A 21,858-nucleotide genomic window follows, 5' to 3' on the forward strand; every position below is an offset into this window, starting at 1 on the left:
TATTATAACTCAATATTTCGTCCGAAGAATGGTACAATAAACAAGATTGCAGAAAGAAAGGCTGAGTGAATCATGTACGATATTATAATTGTTGGCGGAGGTCCCTCCGGTCTGATGGCAGCGGTAGCTGCAAGCGCGCACGGTGCCTCTGTTCTTCTCGTTGATAAAGGAGACAAGCTTGGGCGCAAGCTCGGCATTTCCGGAGGCGGACGCTGTAATGTGACGAACGCAAAAGAGATGGATCAGCTCATCCAACATATACCCGGAAACGGAAAGTTTTTATTCAGTGCGCTAAATGCGTTTGGCAATCGCGATATTATCGCTTTTTTCGAAGGGATGGGCATTGCCTTGAAGGAGGAAGACCGAGGCCGAATGTTTCCGGTTTCTGACAAAGCCAAAACGGTCGTCGATGCGCTCATCCGCAAAGTTCGAGAGCAAGGGGTGGACATTCGAACAAATACACCCGTGCGTGAGGTCCTTTACGCGGACGGTGCCGTACAAGGACTGTTGCTGCAAAATGGTGAAAAGCTCGCGGCGAAAGCCGTCATCATCGCTACGGGCGGCAAATCCGTCCCCCATACCGGTTCCACTGGAGACGGCTATCCTTGGGCTATTAGCGGCGGGCATACCATTACTGAGCTGTATCCGACAGAAGTGCCTCTCACCTCCTCAGAGCCTTGGATACGCAGCAAAACGCTACAGGGCATTTCACTGCGCGAGGTAGAGCTAACGGTGTGGAATGCGAAAGGCAAAAAATTGATCACCCATGAGGGCGACATGATCTTCACCCACTTCGGCTTATCCGGTCCAACCGCCCTTAGATGCAGCCAATTCGTCGTCAAAGCGCTCAAACAGGCGGCAAACAAAGAGCAGCGCGCTTCTGGCGCCGCTCAAGGCATCAGCGTAGCAAATGGCAGAATAGGGGGCACAGACGCTTTAGATGCGGCAGAGCACTTAGGAAGCGAAGCTAGGGAGGCTGCAACCGTACTTCTCACAATCGACCTGCTGCCGGGGCGCTCAGAAGCCGACGTTTATGAGGAAATGATGCAAATGGCGAAGCTGGAGTCTAAAAAAGCAATTAAAAATGTGCTTCGCGGCTATTTGCAGGAACGGCTGCTGGATTTTCTGCTTCAGCAAAATGGCATCAACGGCGATATTACGTACGACAATCTTCCCAAGGGGCCGTTTCTTGCGCTCGCCAAGCAAATCAAAGCTTTCCCCGTTAAGGTGAACGGGACGCTATCCATTGAGGAAGCTTTCGTCACCGGCGGTGGAGTCCATTTGAAGGAAATCGATCCGAAGACGATGGGCTCCAAGCAAAGCTCCGGTCTGTATTTTTGCGGCGAGGTGCTCGATATTCATGGCTACACAGGTGGCTACAACATTACTGCGGCCTTCTCAACAGGCTACAATGCAGGAAAAAGCGCGGCAATGGCTGTCTCAGACAGCTAAAGCCGCGCTTTTCTTTTGCCGAAAATGCTGGCTACAGCTCCTCGTTCCAATCCTCATTAACAATATGCGCGGGAATGGTGATGCCGTCAAGCGAATAGGTAGTATCCGTGTAAGCGTTCGCATCAATGGCAGCTTCCTGAATAAGCCGGCCCCCATGCATCTGCATAATCTCAAGCGCAGAAATGAGATCGTTACCCTCCATATGAATATGCAGTCTTCCTCCTTCATGCAGGACCGGATCATAGCCAAGCTGCTCCAGCGTATCAAAGGCCATCCCCGCGCTCGTAATATCTGCGAAATCAAACAATAATGCCGAATTCATCGGTTTTTTCTCCTTTCGGGCGTTGACTCTATCTTTAGTCTGCCCCAATTTGTTAACGAAGTATGACTAAAGGGTGTTGTCATTTCGAGTTTTTTTCTGCATAATTTAAAATACGAGATATGTCACATTTAATAACCCTTAATGTAATCTAACTTAACTCTAGATATACCACCGATTGAAGGAGGCATTATTAGCATGCATACGATCTTTTACCAGCTAGCCGACCCGATGATGATTGTGGAATATGATTTTAACCGCTGGTATATTCGCGATATTAACAAAGCCTTTACCGGGCTGTCCGGCTATCGAAAGCATGAGCTTCTAGAGGTCAACCCGGAGGATTTCGTAAAGGATTCGCAGCCTTTCGGGCAGCTGATGGCGAAGCTTATTGAGGATGATCAGCTGACGTTCGACTGTGAGCTGACGACGCGCTCTACGATGACGGCGACCGTTCGGCTGAGCTGCCGTAAATTTCAAATGGAGGAGCAAACGTATTATATGCTCGTCTGCAAGGATGTGTCTGCCGAGCGTTGGGGCGATGAATTCGCTATCGATCATAAAATCATGATGGCCATCGGTATCTCGGAACAATTCCGCATATTTTCGCTGAAGCGTTATTTCGCCCCGCTTGCCCAAGGCTCGGCCAGCTTTTTGAATCGCAGCATTTTTGATTTGGTTGCCGAGGAGCACCGCGCACCGCTGCGTCGCATCATGGAACGGGCCAAAAGCATCGGTAAAATTGAGCATTTGGAGCTGCATATGCAGATCGGAGATGGCAAGGATACCGCAAAAGCATTGATTAAGCCTTTTTATTCGGGCAACAAGGCGTTTCATAGCTATTTGATCATGCTCACAGAGCTGAACCAGCAAGCCCAAGAGGAGGACCCTTCCTACAAGCTGAGAATGCTGATGCTAAGCAAAAATATTTCCGCTACATCGCTTTCCCGCTCCACGCTCATTTCCTTGACGACCATTTCCAAAATTCGCAACGGCAAAATAAAAAAGCCCCAGCGGCTCACAGCCGAGCTGATCGCCGGAGAGCTGGGAGTAAAGCCGGAAGCGATTTGGAGCAGCTTCAAGCAGTGAGTGGGCAGGTGAGCAGATGCAAGCTTATTGTTCAGTGAATATAAAGTATTAGACTGGCCTATTAAAATAAGCAGCGGCGACCTAGACTTGAGAAATAAAGTCTTAGACTGCCGCTGTTGCCATTAAACAAACGTTACCCGTTAATTAAATATTAATTTGCTGAATAAATCATTACCTCCCTATTAAAACTTTGCTGTCGATTCAATAAAGGCTAGTGAGAATTTAGTCCTTCATTTGTCTAACATTTTTGAAAAGTACTTAGGAGCCTCCTTGAAACCTTGTCTCTCATAAAATTTATGAGCGTCTATTCTTCTAGAATGACAATGAACTTGGATACTGTCACATCCCCTTTTTCTGGCAGAGGCAGAGGCAAATTCCTCTAATTCCTTTCCAATTCCTTTACTTCTAATTGAGGAGTCTACAACAAGATAACTAATTAATGCAACATCTCCTCTAATACCTAATTGTGGGATATAATGAAGGGCAATACAGGCAATAACGTGTCCTTCATCTTCATAAACCATTAATTCTTCGTTGGGGTCAGTTAGAAGTCTTTCCATGTTCTCTTTAATAAAAAATTCGGTATCCGGGTAGCCTAATTGTGCCAATAGTTTGGCTATATCTTTCCTATCCTCCAATTTTGCAACTCTAATCATAAATTTCATCTCCACTCATCTCACACTTTATAGGGTGTCGCTCGACATAAATCATAATTTGGTTTTGATATGAATAAATAACTATCGGCAACTGTAACCCTTCACCATAATCATGGCATTATATTAGCGAATTTACTAGAACCACGGTGTGACTATTTCAATGCAGGTGTGGTTTATTGTTGCTAGACCATAACTCATAAAATATGCCAGCTAGCGCTTTTACGCCATTTGTTTAAATAAGAAAAACCATGACAAGTACCGTCTGCTTTCTTGTTTTTTATTAAGTTAAACTGCCTGTTAGCTTAATAAAGCTTAATAAAGCTTCATCAGTCTAATACCTTAATTTCTCTGTCTAGAACTTTATTTTCTTCTGACACTTCTCACTTCTTCTCTATATTCATTTCACAAAAAAAGCCGCTCCTCCTGAAACACAGAAGAAGCGGCAGCCATATGTGTTCTTGCGGGTAACCTCGCTAACCGCGGTATGCGGCTAACGCTTCGTTCAAACTGCGCGTTTGCGTGTAAACCTGCTGATAGATACGGAACAGCCCTTTATACGCTTCAACAGCTTCAGGCTGCGGCAAATATTGCTCGGCATGCTTCACGAACTTCGCTGCACAAGCCTCCAGGCTCTCAAACCAGCCACTGCCGTATGCAGCAAGCATCGCTGCGCCGAGGCCAGGCCCCTGCTCGTTTTCGAGCGCTACTACCTTCGCGTCAAAAATGTCAGCCTGCATTTGTAGCCAAACCGGATTTTGCGCACCCCCGCCAATCGATACAATCGTATCGACCGTTTTGCCAGCCGCACGGAACATATCGACCGATTCATGCAGTGAGAACGTAATGCCCTCCATCACGGCACGGGCAAAATGAACCCGCTCATGCGAGCCATCCACGCCGATAAAGCTGGCACGAATAAGGGAATCCGGATGCGGCGTACGCTCGCCTACGAGATAAGGCGTAAACAACAGACCGCCTGCTCCCGGCTTCACTTCCCCGATGCCTGCAAGCAGCTCATCAAAGGATTCGCTCGGCGCGAATGTCTTCTTGAACCAGCTCAAGCTATAGCCTGCTGCCAGCGTCACGCCCATTGCGTAGAAGGAATCTTCCTTGCCGTGATTGAAGAAATGTACTTTGCCGGCAAAATCCTTATTTTTGTCATTTTCATAGGACAAAATAACGCCGGACGTACCGATGCTGCATAGCGTTAAGCCTTCGCTCAAAATGCCAGCGCCGATTGCGCCGCAAGCATTGTCGGCTCCGCCAGCGAACACCTTTACTGTAGCTGGCAGTCCTGTGCGCTGTGCCAGTTCAGCAAGCAGCGTACCCGTCTGGCCATGCGACTCGACGAGCGGCGGACAGAAGCTTGCTTGCAGCTCAAATGCTGCAAGCACCTCTTCGCTCCAGCGCTTCGCTGCTACATCCAGCAGCAGCGTGCCCGCTGCATCGGAGTAATCCATATGCTGCTCGCCTGTCAGGCGATAGCGCACATAATCCTTAGGCAGCAGGAACAGCTCTGCCTGTTCGAAAGCAGCAGGCTCATGCTCGCGCACCCATAGGATTTTCGGCAGCGTAAAACCTTCCAGCGCCGGATTGCGCGTAATGCCGAGCAGCTTGTCGCCAAGCGTACGCTCGATTTCACGGCATTGCGCCGTCGTGCGCGTGTCATTCCAGAGAATGGCATTGCGCACTGGATTGCCAGCACCGTTCAGCAGCACAAGTCCATGCATTTGACCGGAGAAGCTGATGCCCTCGATTTGCGCGCTTGCTTCTGGCCCAATGGCAGCGGCTAGCTCGCCAAGCGCCTCAAGCGTTGCATCGACCCAATCATCAGGCTTCTGCTCGCTCCAGCCCGTGTGCTCATGATAAAGCGGATAGCTGCGGGAAGCTTCGCCCGCAACCGTGCCTTCTTTATTAATGAGGAGCGCCTTGACGGCGCTCGTACCTAAATCTATTCCAATGACATAGCTCATAGCCGAAGTCCTCCCGACTTAAACGCTGAAAATAACTTCGCTCAGTTGCAGTCTAATGCGCTCTTGACGACCGGATTCCAGACGGATCGGGTTGTTTTGCAGCGCGTATTGCTCAAGTGAAGCCAAAGTCGCTTTGCCAGAAACGATGTCAGCGCCGATGCCTTCTTTGAACGTACGGTAACGGTTGTCTACGATGCCATCCAGAATTTTCTCTTCTGTCAGCTTCGCAGCTGCTTTCAGACCCCATGCAAAGCTGTCCATACCCGCAATGTGACCAAGGAACAGATCATCCGCTTCAAACGATGCACGACGAACCTTCGCATCAAAGTTAACGCCGCCACGGCCGATGCCGCCAGCTTTCAGCACTTCATACATCGTCAGTGTAGTGGAATAAAGGTCAGTCGGGAATTCATCTGTATCCCAGCCCAGCAGCAGATCGCCTTGGTTCGCATCAAGGGAACCAAGCATGCCGTTAATAGCTGCCGTACGGATTTCGTGCTCGAACGTGTGGCCAGCAAGCGTTGCATGGTTCGCTTCAAGGTTCAGCTTGAAATCGTTGTGCAGGTTGTATTTGCGCAGGAACGAAATCGTTGTTGCTGCATCAAAGTCATATTGGTGCTTCGTCGGCTCTTTCGGTTTAGGCTCGATCAGGAATTGCGCGTCGAAGCCGATTTCTTTCGCATAAGCAAGCGCCATTTCGTACAGACGTGCCAGGTTATCCAGCTCAAAGCCCATGTCCGTGTTCAGCAACGTTTCGTAGCCTTCGCGGCCGCCCCAGAAAACATAGTTTTCAGCGCCAAGCTCTTTGCCGACTTCAAGGCCTTTTTTCAGCTGTGCGCCAGCATAGGCATAAACGTCAGCGTTGCAGGTTGTGCCAGCGCCATGAACGAAACGCGGGTGCGAGAACATGTTAACTGTGTTCCAAAGCAATTTTTTGCCGGAAGTTTTCATGTTTTCTTTCAGCAGTGCTACGATAACATCGAGGTTTTTGTTTGTTTCTTGCAGTGTAGCGCCTTCTGGAGCAATGTCGATATCATGGAAGCAGTAGAACGGAATGTTCAGCTTATCCATGAATTCAAAGTTAGCTTCTACGCGTGCTTTCGCACGGTCAAGGCCGTCTAGCTTATCCCACTCGCGGAACATTGTTGCCGAACCGAAAGGATCTGTGCCGTTAGCGTTAAATGTGTGCCAGTAAGCAACAGCGAAGCGCAGGTGCTCTTCCATCGTTTTGCCAAGAATGACTTGCTCCGGGTTATAGTGTTTGAATGCAAACGGATTGTCCGAACCTTTGCCCTCAAATTGAATTTTGCCAATGTTAGAAAAATAGCTCATTTTTATAAAACCTCCTGATAGGGTATGGGATAAATGCTTTGTTGCATATCTCATGATGTAAACGCTCCCCAACAGCATAACATGATCAAACTTAGTTTGTCTATTGACTAAACTAAGTTTTTTTGTGCTAAAATAGTCCTATTAACCATTGCTAATGATTCCGCTTGCATTTCAATAGGACTCAAGCTTTTTCGCCTGCGGTACGGTCATATCGTTTACGCCTGTGATACAATACACTACATGGATTTTTAGATGGACGGAGGCAATCTAGTTGAAACTGAAGACGACCGGCGACTTGGCGCTTATCAAAAAAATGAATACCGCGATTGTGCTGGAGGCCGTTATTAAGCATGCCCCTCTCTCTCGCGCTCAAATATCTGAACGGACCGGACTTAATAAAGCGACTGTTTCCAGCCTTGTGCAGGATCTGATCGACAATCATCTCGTTTTTGAAAATGGCCCCGGCGAATCGAGCGGCGGACGCAAGCCCGTCATGCTGCTGTTTAATGGACAAGCCGGACATGCCATCGGCATTGACCTTGGCGTCAACTATATGCGCGGCGTGTTAACCGATCTGCAAGGGACTGTCATTAGCGAGCGGCAGCTTACCTTCAAAAAGCGAGAGCAGGATTTTGCCCTGAACCAGCTCATCGCTTTTATTGAGGAGCTGGCTTCGCAAGCTCCGAGCAGCCATTATGGCCTAATCGGCATCGGCGTTGGAGCGCCAGGCATCGTCGATGACAAAGGCGCGATCCTGTTTGCGCCGAACCTTGAATGGCAGCAGGTTGAGCTTCAGCAAATGCTGGAAGCGCGCTTCCAGCTGCCTGTGACTATCGATAATGAAGCCAATGCTGGCGCGCAGGGCGAGCAGAAATACGGCGCGGGGCGCGGCATCGCTAACCAAATATACGTCAGTGTCGGCATCGGTATAGGGACGGGCATTATTTTAAACAAGGAGCTTTATAAAGGGGCTTCCGGCTTTTCCGGCGAGCTGGGGCATTTGTCGATCGAATATGGCGGCAAGCCGTGCCGCTGCGGCAATCAGGGATGCTGGGAGCTTTATGCTTCGGAGAATGCGCTGCTGGAGCAGGCAGAGCCGCTTGGCTTTGAGACACTGGAGGAGCTGCTTGCTGCCGCAGAGGCAGGAAACCGCGAAGTGCAGGCCTTATTTTATGCCATTGGCGAATATTTGGGTGTAGGCATTTCCAACATTGTGAATGTGTTTAATCCAAACGTCGTGATCATCGGCAACCGCATGAGCCGCGCACAAGCTTGGCTGGAGGATGCGATTCACGCCTCTATCGCCCGTCGCACACTCAGCTATCACCGCGAGAAGCTGCAAATTTTGTTCGCCGAATTGCAGGATCAGTCCGCCGTTCGCGGCGCCGCTTATTATGCGATTAGTGCTTTTTTCGCGAAGGTTAAGAGCGGGCAGCCGGTTTGAATTTGAAATAGGATTAGATCTTTATGATGCTAAATACGAAAAGATGAATACGACTAAGAAGCCGACCAAAGCAGGTCGGCTTTTTGCATCATTACAAACAACAATCCATGGTACTCCCTCTGCAAATAGGTGTAAAATATGAGTAATTATTGTTTGACATCGTACTCTCAGCGGAAGGAGCAAACTAACCCAAATGAAGGAACAAGGCAGATTATATATGCTCATTGATGCTCAAAGCGTCAGCACAGTTCTGACTGAACCGGAACTTCATCAGTCCGATCACTATACTCTTCTCATCATTACAAAAGGCAGCGGGGAAGGAAAATGGAACGGGCAGCCGCTTATTCTTTATCCATCACACGCCCTTCTTCTCTCACCGGATATAAGCTGGACGTTAGGAGCTCGGGGCCACTCTCCCCTTGAATATGAACGAATTACGTTTGATGTCTATATAGAAGGATCAGATGGCACACTTCACCGTCAGAAGGCTGAACCAAACTTCCAGCAGGCTGTGTCATTATCAGAAGCGCCACAGCTGGCCAGGGAAATAAGCGCAGCATGGAAAGCAGGCAACAGGTGGGATCGCATGGAAGCGAACATTCGCTTTCAAGAACTGCTGCTGCTAGTCCTTAGGCATGCTGAGACGGAGCCTGAGCTGCTTCATAACCATGTCCGTGAGCTGATGCAGCAGTCGAAAGTTTATATCGATACCTCTTTTCACCACAGCCTCACACGTGAAATGCTGGCAGCGATGGCAGGTATGAGCGTGGCGCATTACTCTAGGCTTTTCAAAAGGGAATTTGGCCGGGGGCCTATGGAATATTTAAATGAAGTCCGCATCGCACAAGCAGGCAACCTGCTGATTGGTTCTGATCATACCATTCGCGAGACGGCACATCGGGTCGGTTACCAGGATGAGTTTTATTTCAGCCGCAAATTTAAAGCTGCAACGGGTACTTCGCCAACCGTTTTCATCAAAAAATACCGCAACTCAGCGCGAGTCGCTTCTGTAGCGATCCCTTACACGGGCCATTTACTGGCGCTTGGCATGCAGCCCTATGCCGCAATGGTCAACCCCTCGCAAGAACCCCTTGCCGAGCTGCGTGACACCCTGACAGTAGGAAATGCTCAGCCTGATCTGGACAAGCTTCTGCATGCCAGACCCGAACTCATCATTGGTTTTGAGCGCACAGATTATGAAGAACCAGACAAAGCCGATCTTTTTCGGCATATTGCCCCTACCTGCACGGTGCCCTTCCATGGGGAATGGCGCGACCATCTTCGTATGATTAGCCGGGCAGTGAATCGGACCGAGGCGGCTGATTTATGGCTGGAGCAGTATGAAACATCGGCTGAACGCTCGCGTATCGCCATCCAACACCAAATCGAAGATCAGACTGTTGCCGTGGCCCAATTTGAAAATGGTCGTTTTCAACTGTTTGGAAGTCGTAATCTGGGTACGGTCCTGTATCGCGATTTAGGGTTTGCGATGCCGAGAGAACTGGCTAATGTCTCCCATTCTCAAATGCTTACGATTGAGGAGCTAGCCGCCTATCATATCGATCATTTGATTTTGTTCACCGGCGGGGATCATCGAAAAAGCGAGGCATTCAGACATTCGATCGAATCAAATGCAGCATGGCGTGAACTTAAAGCGGCGCGCAGCGGCCGTATTTATGATCTTGGAGCTTCCCGCAGCTATTCCTGCTACACGTCTCTATCCCATGCCTTGTTTCTACGCCGGACAACCGAATTATTCATGAGCCAAACGTCCATGCAGTGAGCAGGATCGTCCATGGCTTTAAAACATACGTCTGCCTATAATAAATAACGATAATGATTATCAAAATCATAAAGGAAGGCGTGTGGCAAGTTTTGTTTAAAATAAGTGTGTTCTCTCAAATGATGAAGCGAGGTACTCTTCTTCTCTCGCTCCTGCTTCTTATCGGCTTGTTAGCCGCCTGCGGCCAAAGCAGCAGCACCGGAAATGCAGCGGCAAGCGGATCACCCTCTGAGCAGGCGGAATCCTCAAGTACGGAGTCCCCTAGATCCGAGTCTCCATCAGCTTCGCCAGTGGCATCCGGGGCTGAAACCCGGACTATTTCTACGGTTAAAGGCGATGTTGTTGTACCTGCTCATCCGAAAAAGGTAGCTGGCATGCTGTATGTTTTCGCCGACCATCTGCTGGCACTCGGCATTGAGCCTCATGCAATGGTTACTTACAACGATCTTGGTTTTCCTGCGTACATGGCTGACCAAATGAAGAATACGATTGAAATCGGCTCAGGTGAAGCGCCAAATTACGAAGCACTGCTTGAAGCAGCGCCGGATCTTATTCTGGCGTCTAAAACGCTCAGCGAGGCCAATTACGACCAGCTGTCCAAAATCGCTCCAACCATTCTTTTTGACAACGAGAATGAAGGAGACTGGGAAAGATTCCATGAAACCGCTGCTGTGTTCGGCATGGAAGCTGAAGCAGAGCGCATTCAAGCGGAATACGATAAGAAAGTGGCGGATGCACATGATAAGCTGGCTGCTGAAGCCCCGAATGAAACGGTTGCTTTTATGAGGGTTCAGGACAAGCAATTACAGCTGATTCAGCCTAGCGATAACTTCGTCATGTTTGGTGCATTAGGCTTAACACCTGCATCGGTAGAAGCTGTCGATTTTAAAGATTCATGGAATGTGCCGATTTCAGCAGAGGTGCTCCCTGAGCTGAATCCGGATCGCATGTTCATCATTCTTCGTCCTGGCGATGTCAACAAGGTAGCGCTGGATACCATTATGAGCACCTCCATCTGGTCGAACCTAAACGCTGTTAAAAATAATCGCGTCTATATCGGAGATGCAAACTTATGGTTTGCAGGCTACGGTCCGATTGGGCTTAACAAAATAATCGACGAAATTACGACTGCTTTTTCGTTGAATTCCTAATGGCGATTGGGGTATGAAAGTAATGAATAATATTGCAAATATCATTCGAGAACGAAGGACGATTCAGGATTTTAATGGTGTGCCGATTCCAAAGGAAGTAATATATACGCTTCTGGAGGACGCTGTATGGGCACCGTTCCATTCGAAGAAAGAGCCTTGGCGGTTCATTCTTTTTATCGGTGAGGGAAGACGCGGATTTGCAGAGGCTGTCCTTCATACAAGGCCGCCGGAGTTCGTTGCAAAGTATGGAGAGCAAATACGCGAGGCCTATTGCAGCCAGACACCTGTTCATCTCATTGTCGTGATGAAGGCAGACTTGCCTCAGAAGGCATGGGAAGAAGCTTTCGCAGCCACATCCGCGCTCATTCAAAACATTCAACTGCTTGCTTGGGAAAAGGAGATCGGATGTGTATGGAAAACAAGTCCTTACAATGAGCATGCCGATTTTCAGGCGGCAGTCGGAGTAACAGCGGCGGAGAAAATCGTCGGTACGCTGCATCTGGGCTATTTTAACTCGGAAGCGCAGCCTGCGCCGAAGCCTCGTACGCCTTTGGCAGAGCTTTTGACAATGATTGAGCATTAGATAGCTTAGCTAAGGGGCAACTCCCTTGCTCATTCTACTCCATGAATCAGAAGAATAGGCATTATCACCAAAATCGACGATTGGTCTGAATGCCGGGTATAATAATTGTGGTTTTGTACATCCACAATTTGCCCCTACCACCACAAACACCATCCATATGAGGATGGTGTTTGTGCTTTATATTTGAGGAGTAATTTGCTATTATGTACATACGTTATAAAAGTTATTACAGTTATAAGGTATAACAAATTGAGTATAGATCATACTTATAGAGATGAGAATATCAATGAATGGTGTGGTCAAAGTGACAAATAATAAACCAAATGTAACGCGGTATTCCCGCAAAATTGGACGAATGGGCAATAGTTTGGGAGTAAGCTTGCCAAAAAGCCTGGCTGAGAAGCTGAATATCTCACAAGGTGATGAGATCGAATTTATTGAGAATGATCGCGGTGAAGTGGTGTTGAAGAAGGTGCGGCAAGGTCAACTCCCAGATAATGTAAGACCAGAAGTTCTTGAAGCCTTCTTTGACGTGTTTGAAGAAGATGAAGGTATCCTTAAAGATTTAAGGGATCGATGATATGGCCATATTCCTAACCAAAGAAGAGGTTATTTCGGCCCACTACTTCATGATGAAAAAAATGAACGACGCAGACCAAGCAGGTGTGAAGGATCACGGCCTGCTGGAATCTGCGGTACATAGACCTCAGCAAAGTGTTTTTGAAGAAGATGCTTACCCCCATTTATTCGACAAAGCTGCAGCCCTACTAGAGTCGCTAGTTAAAAATCTTTGCTTTCACAATGGAAATAAACGGACAGCTCATCTGGTGACAAAATCATTCCTTTTGTTAAATGGAAAACATCTAAGAATGGAACGTGAATATGCCGTGGAGTTTATCGTAGATATTGCAAAAGGAATTCATTCGTTGGAGACTACTGCGCATATATTGAAAGAACATTCTGTAAGCAGATGAGCCAAAGGCGGCTTCTCAGGTGACATCAAATCCTTTACTACACCTATAAAAGCAAGCTTGGCGTAATCTTCGAAAAGGGGTCCGACTCCCTCGCCATCACCATGTAATCCGCAACCGCTTCGGTTGTGGATTTTTTGCATGTCAAGCAGCACTACCCCATTGCTAGGTTCGATCCCAATTTCCATTGCAGTAGATGATGTCCATCATGAAAAACCTAACCTATACAAATTCAGGTTCTACTTATCAAAAGAATTATTATTTTTTCAAATTAAATTAATATAATTTCTTAATAGTAAATGAGTTTTAAATTTACATAGCGCTGTTATATTACTCGTTGGACAATCATTTTATTAAGGGGAGTAGGAAAAGTAATGAAAATCAGAGCATTTCGCAAGGCAATAGTAACCTTATCATTGGTAACGTTGCTAGTAGGAGGATTGAATCCAGGCTTTGGGCAAAATGATCATGTCTATGCAGCGGAACCGGTCACGCCCTCCGTCATAGTTGAGAATTTTGAAGATGGTATCTCAGATGTGAAATTTAATCCTAAACGGATGTATGAGGCTACGCTGCACCTGGAGGATAACAAGAAGCACGTAAGAAATGGACAATATTCGGCTAGAATTGATTACGATATGATTGGGATAGTGGATAACCCTTCTCAAATCGAAGTAGGTTATAAAACAGGGAGCATCCCCGTAACAGGTTACCCTACTAAAGTAGGCATGTGGGTTTATGGGAACAATGAAGGGCATTTGCTAACGACAAAATTTAGAGATCAAGGCGGCTCCTCTTTCCAAGCAGAGTTTTATGACGCAAGTCAAACGGGCATCAACTGGTCTGGTTGGAAATATATTGAGGCCGCTGTTCCGCAGGGCAAATCAGGTCCGATAGTCCTTGAATTGTTTTTCCAATTGAAACAATCGAATATGAGCAAAAAAAATAAAGGCTCGATTTGGGTAGATGATATTACCTTTATCTATGAGGATCAGGATGAGGATAAAGACGTACCTAGCATTAAACCTATATCCCCCGTCGAGAATGACGTATTAAACGCTCCGCTTGATGAAATAAAGGTTGAGCTAACCGATATCGGAGCAGGTCTAGATTTAGATACGTTATCGGTTCTTTTGGATGGAACGGATATTACACAAGGAACAAACTTTTCTTCTGACACTGGTTTATTGACCTATCCAGGAGCATCTGTGGATGGTGGTTATCATGAGCTTGTTATTGACGTGTTGGATATGGTCGGCAACCCAGCAAGCAGAACATATGCTTTCACGATAAATGCAGGTGAACGTTTGTTCATGACTGCTGCTGAAGAAGCCGTCAGTAATGAAATCTACCCTGTTCAAGTTAGCCTCAAAGACTACTTGAATGCAGACTCGGTAAAATTCGCATTAATTTATGATGCAAACACTCTTCAAGTTGAAAGCATTACTCAGGCGACTGGAGTTGCCCTGGACTCAAATATCGACAATGATCAAGGAATTGTTCAGGTAGCACTTGATAACGTAACAGCCGCAACCCATGATGTCGTTACGGTTAACTTTAGAGTGAGCTCTCATGCCGTGTTAAAGCGTGGTGAAAATTACAAAACCATAACCATGAGTACTCCTAATCTTACAGCGGGCGGAGCTCAGACTAGCTCACCGCTAGCTTCCCCTATCCACTATACAATCGCATTTCCATATCAGCTGGAAATGACGGGAGTGAGTGTGGGCACATCGTCTACTTTTACCGTATTGGACCGTGAAGGTACACCGTATGAAGGTGCAGATATTGTTTTCACTGGCTTATTAAAGCAAAGCTCAGTCGTTACGGTTGAATCTGTAACGTCTAATGTTTATGGCGATGATGATATGTCTTCTGACGTGATAGTGGTTGCACAAGCTGGAGAACGCTTCTATGCTTCAGCTGAAGCTGAAGATGGTTTATTCGAGGTTATTCTCCCAGATGGCCAAACAACAGGCTATATTTCTGAAGCTGATGTCAGCAGTAAGTTATTGAACAGCAGTCTTGGCCAAACAGATGCTAAAGGTCAATTAACGACAGATTTAACTACGTTGGCACTTGGAACCTATCAGGTTCAAGCTGTCATCGGTGATCAGAACAGTAAGGTTGTCCATTACGAAGTTGTGGAGCAGTACGGAACGGATGAACCGCAATATGTTCAGACCTATGTAACAGAGGATATGTCCTCACAAATGAGCGCTGCGTGGCAAACAAATCCGGAGCAAGCCTTTACTTCTATTCAATACATCGAAGCTAGTGAATGGGGAACTGAAGAAAATCCCGATTTCAACCATGTAAAGCAACAGCAAGCGGAAAGCGAGCTTCAGGTGCTGAGTATGAAGGAGAATGGATCGAAGGGTGAGATCCGCTTTCATAATGTCCTGATTGAAGGGTTGAAAGCAAATACTGCTTACAAATATCGTGTAGGCCATGAGAGTAATTGGTCGCAGTGGCATGAATATTCTACTGTAGACCAGAACAAGTCCACCCCGACCTCATTCTTGTTTATTACGGATTCGCATACGAATCAATCACAAGGAATACAAGCTTATCAAGCACTAATGAATAGCGCTTTGATACAAAATCCATCAACGCAGTTTATTATGCATGGCGGAGATATGGTTGATGTAGGCGGTGCATTTGAAGAATGGCAGAAGTTCTGGCAAGCTTCCTCGGTCTATGCAGCAACACTTCCTACAGCTCTAACCTTGGGTAATCATGATGTGAAGAGCGAAGGGAAGGAAGTATTTACTAAAGGCGCGAATTTTCCAAAGAACGGACCCGCATCCCAACTGCAATATGCTTATTCTTATGAGGTCGATGATACTCATTTCGTCGTATTGAACTCAGAAGGCACAGAGGAACAAATGATTGAACAAGCAGCCTGGTTGAAAGAAGACTTGGATCAAAATGATAAAAAATGGACGGTCGCTATGTTCCACCGTCCTGCCTACCATACGGAAAATGGTCGAGAATCCCTTGTGGAGTATACCCAAACGTATTTTGCCCCTATTTTGGAAGAAAAGAAAGTTGATTTAGTTCTAGTGGGTCACGATCATGTGTATGCTCGCACCTATCCAATGCAGGAGGGCAAGCCGAATAAAACCACAAATGAAGGTACTGTATACCTTGATGGCGGTGCTTCGGGCTGGAAATTCTATGATGGCACCCAGTATAATTATTTGAATTTTATCTTTGATGAAGACATTCCCGTTTATTCCGCTATTGAAATTACCGATGATGAGATCCATGTGGAAGCACGTACGAGTGCAGGTAATATCGTAGATGAGTTTTCCGTTGTGAAACAAACGAACAATGGGCCGTCGACACCTACACCAACGCCAACGACGACTCCAACACCGACGCCGACGTCGCCATCTACATCGACGCCAGTAACAACACCAGCGCCAACACCGACATCGACACCTGTACCAACGCCAGCACAGACACCAACGCCTTCGACGCTGGTCTTTAACGACAAGGTAGATGTAGATGTAGTTAAGGCTATCGTAGAAAAAGAACAATCTGCTCCTACCGTAAGCTTTACGGACGTTCCAGCAGCTTCATGGAGTGCTTCAGTAGTCGAGCGTGCCGCTAAGATGGGTATTGTAACAGGCTACAGTGATGGCTCTTATCATCCCAATGAAAAGGTAACTCGCGCGGAGTTCGCCACAATGCTTGCGAAAGCTTTTGGTCTTGGGAATGCTAGCGGCTCTTCCTTCACAGATACACAAGGGCATTGGGCCTCTGAAGCGATCGCAGCCTTACAAGGTAAAGGGATAATCACGGGTTACAGTGATGGTTCTTTCCATCCTAATCAAGAAATCTCTCGTGCTGAGATCGTTGCCATGCTTGCCCGATTGACCAATTATACTCCTAATTCATCCAATCCATTCTCGGATGCAACTGCCAATTGGGCCTCTGAACCTATAAGTGCTTTCGCAGCCGCGGGTATCGTAAGTGGCAAAGGCAACGGATTGTTCAAACCGAATGAATCTGCTTCCCGTGCGGAGTCCGTTGCAATGATCATTCGCTTGTTGGATAAATTGCTCGCAAAGTAAGTACAAAATGATTACTTTCAAGTAGCGGAATCCAAAACCATAGTCGTAACGTGGCTGTGGTTTTGGATTTTCTGCTGTCAATCATAAGCTTTCCTTCAAGCTGAATTTGTATAAATAAATAACTCCTCATAGGGGAAGACTGACTTGAGTCCATAAACGTTCCCAATCTAAAAAATACTCTAACATTAAAATTAACAAATTACTTATTGAAATTAACTAAAAAAAAGTTATAATGGAGAAGTACCATTTAAACACGAAGGGAAGTTATAATTATGTCTACTGTATTGTACATTACTGCACACCCGCATGATCACTCCACATCTTTCAGCCTTGCTGTAGGTGAAGAATTCGTTAACGCTTATCGTGAAGCTAATCCTTCTGATGAAATCGTTCGTCTTGACCTGTTCAATCTTGATATTCCTGCTATCGATGCTGACGTATTCAGCGGCTGGGGCAAGCTTCAATCCGGCACTGCATTCGACCAGCTTTCTGCTGCTGAGCAAGCTAAAGTTGCACGCCTTGGCGAACTCGTAGAACAGTTCGTTGCAGCTGATAAATATGTATTCGTTTCTCCAATGTGGAACTTCTCGTTCCCTCCAGTTCTGAAAGCATACATTGATGCGGTTTCCGTTGCTGGCAAAACGTTCAAATACACTGCTGAAGGTCCTGTGGGCCTGCTTACTGATAAAAAAGGCTTGCACATCCAAGCTAGCGGCGGCGTTTATTCCGAAGGCCCTGCAGCTGCAATGGAAAGCGGCTTTAGCTACCTGAAAAAAATCTCGCTGTTCTACGGAATCCCTTCCTTCGAGCCGCTGTTTGTTGAAGGTATGGCTGTATCGCAAGATCAAGGCCAAGCGATTAAAGCACAAGCGATCGTTAAAGCGAAAGAAATTGCAGCTAGCTTCTAATATTTCACTGCGATTTTTTCACTGCTTTAACAACAAAAACGACCGAGATCCGATCTCGGTCGTTTTTTTGTCGTTGATTGATGCTAGGATCAAAGCTTTACCGCATACCGATTACTTGGTACTTCAAGCCCTAAATTGCCGCGCAGCGTGTCGCTTCCGTATTCGGTACGAAATAGCCCGCGCTGCTGCAAAATCGGAACAACCAGCTCTACGAAATCTGCCAAGCCTCCTGGGACGACCGTTCGAACGTTGAAGCCATCTGCCGCCTCCCCTTCAAACCATTGCTGAATCTGATCTGCAATGGTTTCCGGTGTGCCGATAAACGATGTGCGGGGTGTTGATGCCCGAAGTGCGACTTGGCGCAGCGTGAGTCCCTGCTCTCTCGCCTCCTGCTTGATTTTGTCCGTTGTGCTGCGGAAGCTGTTGCTGCCGATATCGCCAATGTCTGGGAATGCTTCATCCAGTGGAAACGGGGAAAAGTCATAATGATCAAAGTAACGCCCCAAATAAAGCAGCGCTTGTTCCATTTCCACGAGTTCAGCTATTTCCTGATACTTCTGCTCTGCCTCCGCTTCGGTTCTGCCGACAATTGGCCCGATACCTGGGAAAATCAGCAGCTCGCCGGACTCCCTTCCCAATGCTGCCGCTCTTCCTTTCACATCCTGATAAAAAGCCCGCGCTTCCTCGAACGTTTCATGTGCCGAATAGATCGCATCAGCCGACCTCGCTGCTAAATCCTTGCCCGCTTCCGAGGAGCCAGCCTGAAAAATAACCGGATAGCCCTGACGGGAACGCGCCACATTAAGCGGCCCCTGTACCGAGAAAAAAGTGCCTTTATGATGCAGCGTATGCAGCTTCTCCTTATCAAAAAACACGCCAGCTGCTTTGTCGCCGACAAACGCATCGTCTTCCCATGAATCCCACAAGCCTTTGACTACTTCCAAATGCTCTTCGGCCATTTCGTAGCGCAGCGCATGATTCGGATGCTCACCTTTGCCAAAATTCAAAGCCGAGCCTTCGAGTGGTGAAGTGACGACGTTCCAGCCCGCTCTGCCGCTGCTCAATTGGTCAATGGAGGCGAACTGCCTAGCGACCGTAAACGGCTCGCTGTAAGAGGTCGATAACGTCGCAACAAGGCCGATATGCGAGGTCGCTCCCGTCAGCGCCGACAACAGCGTCAATGGCTCAAACCGGTTTAAAAAATGCGGATTGGACTTCTCGTTAATGAACAAGCCGTCCGCAATAAACAGCAGATCAAATTTGCCCTGCTCGGCTATTTGCGCCTGCTTTTTGTAAAAATCCAAGCTTACGCTCGCATTAATGGGCACATCCGGATGGCGCCAAAAAGAAATGCTGTTGCCCACCCCATTTAAATTAGCCCCTAGCTTCAATTGTCGTTTTGTCATGACTTGCCTCCCTTATTCCCCATGCTGCTCCCAGCAAAGTAATACCTGTTAATAAAAATACAAATGGGATACCGGCCCACCCGCCAATAAAACCGCCAAGCAGAGGGCCGACTACAATACCAAATTGACTGGCGGTTTGGCTCAAGCTAACCGCTCTCCCCCGAAAGTCCTTATCCGCATATTGGATAACGAGCGCATTCAGCGCTGGATACACTGCGGCGAAAAACAAACCGTAGCCAAAGCGCAAAATCCCAAAGCCGACCAGATGCTGCATGGTCAACTGAAGCAAATTGCCAATGCCGCCACCAATCAGCCCAATAAGCAGCACCTTGCCATAACCGATTCGTCCGCCAAGCCTACCCCAATAAGGGCCCATAATGACGGTTGCAACCCCTATCGCCGAAAATACAATACCCGAGCTAAGCTTAGCGCTGCTTATGCTGCCGCCAATTTGCACAACATAGAGCGTAACCAGCGGCTCCAAAATCATGACCGAGGTGGACACCAGCAAAATCAGCCCATAGATGCGAATTAACTTGGAATTCCGGGCTGCCTGCTTCAAATCCTGAAGCACACTCGGCCGTGCCTCGGTGCGGCGCTCACGTACTTCTTTTACACCTAAAACGACGGACGCTGAAATCAGCGTAATGATGCCTGACGCAATGAAGCATTCACGCAGTCCAATCCACTGGCTCAGCACGCCTCCGACAAGCGGACCTATAATGCCGCCAGCAGCGGTCGATGTGGAGATGACGCCGAGTGCGTACCCGACATGCTTTTCCGGTGTGTTCGTCCCGACCAAAGCGAGTGAGGCGGGCGTAAAACCGGCCATCAGCCCTTGAAAAATCCTCACAATGATAAACGTATAAGGATCATAGACAAAATAGTTCGCCACATGCGCGGCCCCAAGGCCAACGCCTGAACGCACAAGCATCAGCTTGCTGCCATATTTATCAGCAAGCGAGCCCCAGAAGGGCGCACATAAACCGCTGATCAGAAAGCTGATCGCAATGGAAACGCCGGACCAAGCCTCCAGTCCCTTGTCGACACCGAGATCATGCTGTAAGAACAATGGAAAAAATGGCACCGAGAGCGTATATGCCATATGATTGAAAAACAGCCCAAACCATAAAATATAAAGATTACGCTTCCAGTGAAGCACTGTGCTGCTCCTCCATTCGTTCCCGCCCTTCACCTCTCGTTCGAATCCCGATAAAACTCATTAATTTAATTGGTTTTATGATTAACAACACTCTATCACTTCCCTTCTCTTACCGTCAATTTACTTGCTAATAGAAATTGTCTATGGACCGATTCAGTTTATCGATTGGGCGAGCAAAATAGCGACAAGCATACAAAACAGGACCATCCAACCCCTTAGGGCGAATGATCCTGCTCCTTCTTTTTATGCCGCCTCATAAGCTAAAATCATGCTCGTTCTCCCAATCTGATGCAGCCTATTCCGGCTCGTTATAACAATCGACGCCTTCGGCCAGCAGCTTCTCCAGCCACTTCTGTTCCAACCCCTCGGCCGCTTTTTTATATTTGCGCATTTGCTCGGCCGACGTGCCTCCCTGCTCCGCTGGGTTTACATCCTTATAATCGAACAGCACCTTCTCTTCGAGCTTCATTTTTTCCAAAATATCAAATTCGAACTGCGCCGCTCCCTGCTCATTCCAGTCCATTTGCAGCTCATCATTTTTGTGTGTGCCAAAGTCCAGCTCAAACCGCACCCGGTTCAGCGCCCCATCCATATTGGAGGTCGAGCCAATAAACCTGCGTCCGCTTGCCGTATTCGTAATTTGATAGACGCCCATTACCCGTTCCTGCTCCATATACTGTGCCGTCAGCTGCTTGCGCTCTTCTTTATTCATCGTTATTCCTCCTCAAATTCGTCTATTCACTTTCAGCTAGCAAGCTGCCCTTGCCAAGTCAGCCTTTAACCCAATATTCGCTGCAATCATCCGTACGGTCAAGAAAGCCATATTCAATTAAATAGCGGCGCAGCGTCGCATAGTCGGCTTCCCAGTAACGTTTAAGCAGGTCATTTACTTCCTTCTCCGTGTACTTGCGCGAAGCTTCAAAGTCTGCTGAAATATGGCGCAAAATCGCCACCTTGCGCTTCTCCTTACGTGGGAACGAAGCAAGCGGACCATTCGGCCCCTGCGGAAAATATTGCTGCATAATCGACACGTATTCATCCTCTGTAATCGCATACCGTTCATCAACCTGCGTCGCTGTGCGGTGAATCGGCATAAAACGCGGTGTATCTGCGGACACTCCGCTCTCCATCAGTTCAATGGCGGCCAGCAGCAGCTTCGCCTGCTTCGCTTTCTCCTTCAGCACAAACCGATGGTTGCGAATGGTCGAGGCGCTGCCACCTCCCGAGCTTTTGACGATTTCCGCATCGGACATACCCGAGGCAAACTGACGGATGAGCTGCTTTTGCAAATCGGTCAGACCGCTCGCCTTCTTATCCAGACTGAGCAAATAATCGAGCATCGAGCCATGGCTATGCTGAACATGATAGGCCGCATATTTGCGGGCATCATACCATTTATCGTTATCAGGAACACGGAATACTTCTCCATCCTCGAAGGCTGCTCCACATACGAGACAGCTGTATCGGCCCTCGTCTTGAACGAACACAAAGCCTTTCTTCAAGTCGGTAAGCTCCGCTGACCAGAATAAATCATGTTGCGACAAAAC

Annotated in this window: 18 protein-coding genes; 10 read left to right on the forward strand and 8 right to left on the reverse strand. The window is 47.6% G+C overall.

The annotated features are described in order from the left end of the window. Positions 1 to 69 precede the first annotated feature (69 nt). Complete coding sequence (locus tag AC50YG_RS05955) at positions 70 to 1,452, forward strand: BaiN/RdsA family NAD(P)/FAD-dependent oxidoreductase (RefSeq protein WP_494826336.1); 1,383 nt, start codon at positions 70 to 72, stop codon at positions 1,450 to 1,452. Positions 1,453 to 1,483: 31 nt separating this feature from the next. Here AC50YG_RS05955 and AC50YG_RS05960 read toward each other — a convergent pair whose 3' ends face one another. Beyond that, entirely contained in the window at positions 1,484 to 1,774 is a 291-nt protein-coding gene (locus AC50YG_RS05960) for a hypothetical protein (protein ID WP_473758306.1), read from the reverse strand. Positions 1,775 to 1,969: 195 nt separating this feature from the next. Between AC50YG_RS05960 and AC50YG_RS05965 the strand changes: the two genes are divergently transcribed. Then, positions 1,970 to 2,860 (forward strand): PAS domain-containing protein, encoded by an 891-nt coding sequence (locus AC50YG_RS05965; protein WP_494825422.1) that lies wholly within the window; start codon positions 1,970 to 1,972, stop codon positions 2,858 to 2,860. A 230-nt stretch (positions 2,861 to 3,090) separates the two neighbouring features. Here the strand turns inward: AC50YG_RS05965 and AC50YG_RS05970 are convergent, their stop codons facing one another. The 3 genes from AC50YG_RS05970 to xylA form a co-directional block, all read right to left on the reverse strand. Further along, on the reverse strand, positions 3,091 to 3,516 hold the full coding sequence (locus tag AC50YG_RS05970) for a GNAT family N-acetyltransferase (RefSeq protein WP_494825424.1): 426 nt from the start codon (positions 3,514 to 3,516) through the stop codon (positions 3,091 to 3,093). 473 nt (positions 3,517 to 3,989) lie between these two features. Continuing rightward, positions 3,990 to 5,489: a xylulokinase gene (gene xylB, locus AC50YG_RS05975; RefSeq protein ID WP_494825426.1), complete on the reverse strand. Its 1,500-nt coding sequence runs from the start codon at positions 5,487 to 5,489 to the stop codon at positions 3,990 to 3,992. A gap of 18 nt (positions 5,490 to 5,507) precedes the next feature. Next, entirely contained in the window at positions 5,508 to 6,821 is a 1,314-nt protein-coding gene (xylA, locus tag AC50YG_RS05980) for a xylose isomerase (protein WP_494825428.1), read from the reverse strand. 313 nt (positions 6,822 to 7,134) lie between these two features. On the opposite strand from xylA, the gene AC50YG_RS05985 reads away from it, so the two are divergent. The 8 genes from AC50YG_RS05985 to AC50YG_RS06020 all read left to right on the forward strand — a co-directional run bounded on the left by AC50YG_RS05985 (position 7,135) and on the right by AC50YG_RS06020 (position 17,743). Beyond that, on the forward strand, positions 7,135 to 8,265 hold the full coding sequence (locus tag AC50YG_RS05985) for an ROK family transcriptional regulator (protein ID WP_473758433.1): 1,131 nt from the start codon (positions 7,135 to 7,137) through the stop codon (positions 8,263 to 8,265). 193 nt (positions 8,266 to 8,458) lie between these two features. After that, entirely contained in the window at positions 8,459 to 10,048 is a 1,590-nt protein-coding gene (locus AC50YG_RS05990; protein WP_494825430.1) for a helix-turn-helix domain-containing protein, read from the forward strand. Between the two features lie 119 nt (positions 10,049 to 10,167). Further along, the gene (locus tag AC50YG_RS05995; RefSeq protein ID WP_494825432.1) at positions 10,168 to 11,199 is read left to right on the forward strand and encodes an ABC transporter substrate-binding protein; all 1,032 of its coding nucleotides are present in this window, start codon (positions 10,168 to 10,170) and stop codon (positions 11,197 to 11,199) included. A 22-nt stretch (positions 11,200 to 11,221) separates the two neighbouring features. After that, complete coding sequence (locus AC50YG_RS06000) at positions 11,222 to 11,782, forward strand: nitroreductase family protein (protein WP_081419136.1); 561 nt, start codon at positions 11,222 to 11,224, stop codon at positions 11,780 to 11,782. Between the two features lie 286 nt (positions 11,783 to 12,068). Further along, complete coding sequence (locus AC50YG_RS06005; protein ID WP_056042735.1) at positions 12,069 to 12,362, forward strand: AbrB/MazE/SpoVT family DNA-binding domain-containing protein; 294 nt, start codon at positions 12,069 to 12,071, stop codon at positions 12,360 to 12,362. A 1-nt stretch (position 12,363) separates the two neighbouring features. Beyond that, positions 12,364 to 12,756, forward strand: a complete 393-nt coding sequence (locus tag AC50YG_RS06010; RefSeq protein ID WP_056042737.1) for a type II toxin-antitoxin system death-on-curing family toxin — start codon at positions 12,364 to 12,366, stop codon at positions 12,754 to 12,756. A 371-nt stretch (positions 12,757 to 13,127) separates the two neighbouring features. Further along, complete coding sequence (locus AC50YG_RS06015; protein WP_494825436.1) at positions 13,128 to 16,835, forward strand: S-layer homology domain-containing protein; 3,708 nt, start codon at positions 13,128 to 13,130, stop codon at positions 16,833 to 16,835. Between the two features lie 272 nt (positions 16,836 to 17,107). Beyond that, positions 17,108 to 17,743, forward strand: coding sequence for an FMN-dependent NADH-azoreductase (locus tag AC50YG_RS06020; protein ID WP_494825438.1), 636 nt, complete (start codon positions 17,108 to 17,110; stop codon positions 17,741 to 17,743). 89 nt (positions 17,744 to 17,832) lie between these two features. On the opposite strand, the gene AC50YG_RS06025 is transcribed toward AC50YG_RS06020, so the two are convergent. From AC50YG_RS06025 to AC50YG_RS06040, 4 genes are all read right to left on the reverse strand, one after another. Continuing rightward, on the reverse strand, positions 17,833 to 19,149 hold the full coding sequence (locus AC50YG_RS06025) for an LLM class flavin-dependent oxidoreductase (protein WP_494825440.1): 1,317 nt from the start codon (positions 19,147 to 19,149) through the stop codon (positions 17,833 to 17,835). After that, entirely contained in the window at positions 19,118 to 20,311 is a 1,194-nt protein-coding gene (locus tag AC50YG_RS06030) for an MFS transporter (protein ID WP_494825442.1), read from the reverse strand. Before AC50YG_RS06030 ends, AC50YG_RS06025 begins: the two co-directional genes overlap by 32 nt. Positions 20,312 to 20,606: 295 nt before the next feature. Then, positions 20,607 to 21,023 carry a GIY-YIG nuclease family protein gene (locus tag AC50YG_RS06035; RefSeq protein WP_473758293.1) on the reverse strand — a complete coding sequence of 139 codons (417 nt, stop codon included), beginning with the start codon at positions 21,021 to 21,023 and terminating at the stop codon, positions 20,607 to 20,609. 58 nt (positions 21,024 to 21,081) lie between these two features. Continuing rightward, on the reverse strand, positions 21,082 to 21,855 hold the full coding sequence (locus AC50YG_RS06040; protein ID WP_494825445.1) for a DUF2087 domain-containing protein: 774 nt from the start codon (positions 21,853 to 21,855) through the stop codon (positions 21,082 to 21,084). Between the last annotated feature and the right edge of the window lie 3 nt (positions 21,856 to 21,858).

Source organism: Paenibacillus sp. J31R34, assembly GCF_059383715.1.